The sequence below is a fragment of the Spirillospora sp. NPDC049652 genome, assembly GCF_040675125.1.
Lineage (GTDB): Bacteria > Actinomycetota > Actinomycetes > Streptosporangiales > Streptosporangiaceae > Spirillospora.
The window spans coordinates 1-1958 of record NZ_JBFAOF010001182.1 but is presented as its reverse complement, the minus strand read 5'-3'; the positions used below and the strand labels follow the sequence as shown (position 1 = coordinate 1958).

The window sequence follows — 1958 nt, the reverse complement described above, 5'->3', positions numbered from 1 at the left end:
GCGCGACTCGGGCCGCGCCAGGACCGCTGGCGGAACGCGGGGCGCGGGGCGGGACGGGGCGCGGGACGGATGGCCCGCCACACTCGCCGCGACCTACCGCGCGATCGCCGAGGTCTGCGACGCGCACACCGTCGTGGACAGCTCCAAGTACGCCTCCGACGCCGCCCTGCTGTCCGCGCTGCCGGGCATCGACGCGTCCTACGTCCACCTGATCCGCGACCCGCGCGCGGTGGCCTGGTCGTGGCTGCAGCCCAAGGCGTACACCGGCCGCCGTTCCGTGCTCAACAGCACCCTGAACTGGGCGGGGTTCAACCTGGCGGCCGAAGCCGTCGGCCGCGCCCACCGGGCGGACGCGCTGCACCTGCGGTACGAGGACCTGGTGCGCAGCCCGCGCCGCGCCGTCGGCGACATACTGGAGCTGATCGGGCATCCAGGCCCGAACCCCGTCGCCGCCGATGGAACGGTCGAACTCGGCGGCAACCACACGGTCACCGGCAACCCCAACCGGTTCGGCCGGGGCCGCACCCTCATCCACGAGGACCGCCGGTGGCACACCGAGCTGCCCCGCCCGCAGCGGGCCGCGACCACGCTCCTGGCGCTCCCCCTGCTGCGCCGGTACGGCTACGAGACGAGGGTCTGACATGGATCTGGGACTGACCGGGAAGGTGGCCCTGGTCTCGGGCGGCTCGGCGGGCATCGGCCTCGCGATCGCCCGCGACCTGGTCCGCGAGGGCGCCACGGTGTCGATCGCGGGCCGCGACGCCGGGCGGCTCGCCAAGGCCCGCGACGAGATCGCCGCCGAACTCGGCGCCGTGGTCGGCACCCGCGTGCTGGACCTTCGCGACACCGCCGCCGCCCGCGCCTGGGTGGACGACACCGCCGCCGAGCACGGCGCGGCGCACATCGTGGTCAGCAACGCGGGCGGGCCGCCCGCCGGACCGACCGGCGCGTTCGGCCCGGACGGCTACCGCGACGCCGTCGAGCTGGGGATGATCGCCCACATCGGGCTCGTCCAGGCCGCACTGCCGCACCTGCGGCGGGCGGGATGGGGGCGGGTCCTGATGGTCGCCAGCGAGACGATCCGCGACATCATCCCCCAGTACGCGCTGTCGGCCATCGCGCGGTCGGGCCTGGCCGCCTACGCCAAGACGCTGGTCCACGAGCTCGGGCCGGGGGACGTCACCGTCAACGTCCTCGCGCCGGGCTACACCGCGACGGACGCGCTGCTCGGCGGCCTCACCGGCGACGTCGAGGCGGAGACCGCCCGCGTCGCCCGGCAGGCGGGCATCCCGCTCGGCCGGGTGGCCCGTCCCGAGGAGGTCGCGGCGGCGGGAACGTTCCTGCTGAGCGCCCGCGCGAGCTTCGTCACCGGAACCGTCCAGGTCGTCGACGGCGGCCGCTCCCTGGGGATGTGAACCTTGTCCGAAGTGCGCATGATGCTGGACGATCCGGAGCTGACCCGCCGAAGCCCGGGTGAGGAGTTCGCGCTCGCCCACGCCCGGTACGGGCCGAAGGCGGCGGTCGAGCTGCGCGCGTCCATCAGCGACCTGTTCCCGCCGGCCAAGCGGCGGCCCCGGCTGACCGTCCGGCACCTGCTCCGCAAGGCGGTCGTGGACGCCGACGAGGTCACGGTGTTCACCGAGCGCGCCGAGAACGTCGGGCCCGACGACGCCGCGCCCGAGTGGGAGTTCGAGGTCGGCTCCCGGACGGTCCGGACGCAGACGGTCCGGGCGGCGGTGCCCGTCCCGGCGGAGGTCCTCGCCGACCCGGCCGGGCTGGCCGCGTTCGTCGACTACCGGCTGCTCGTCCGGCTCGGCACCGCCGAGAACGACGCGCTGCTCAACGGGACCGGGGACATCCGCGGCCTGCTGCGCACCCCGGGCATCCGCCGCCGCGAACCGGCCCCCGCCGACCGGTCGGCCGCGTCGGTCCTGCTGGCCACGGCCGCGCTGTGCGAG

3 protein-coding genes are annotated in these 1958 nt (G+C 75.7%); all 3 read left to right on the top strand.

All coding sequences use genetic code 11. The annotated features are described in order from the left end of the window. The coding region (locus AB0J52_RS38345; protein WP_500187930.1) for a sulfotransferase at positions 1-640 on the top strand (640 nt) is incomplete at its 5' end. A gap of 1 nt (position 641) precedes the next feature. Beyond that, on the top strand, positions 642-1415 hold the full coding sequence (locus AB0J52_RS38340; RefSeq protein WP_500187928.1) for an SDR family NAD(P)-dependent oxidoreductase: 774 nt from the start codon (positions 642-644) through the stop codon (positions 1413-1415). Positions 1416-1427: 12 nt separating this feature from the next. Continuing rightward, positions 1428-1958: phage major capsid protein (locus AB0J52_RS38335; protein ID WP_500187931.1), on the top strand; the 531-nt coding region annotated here is incomplete at its 3' end.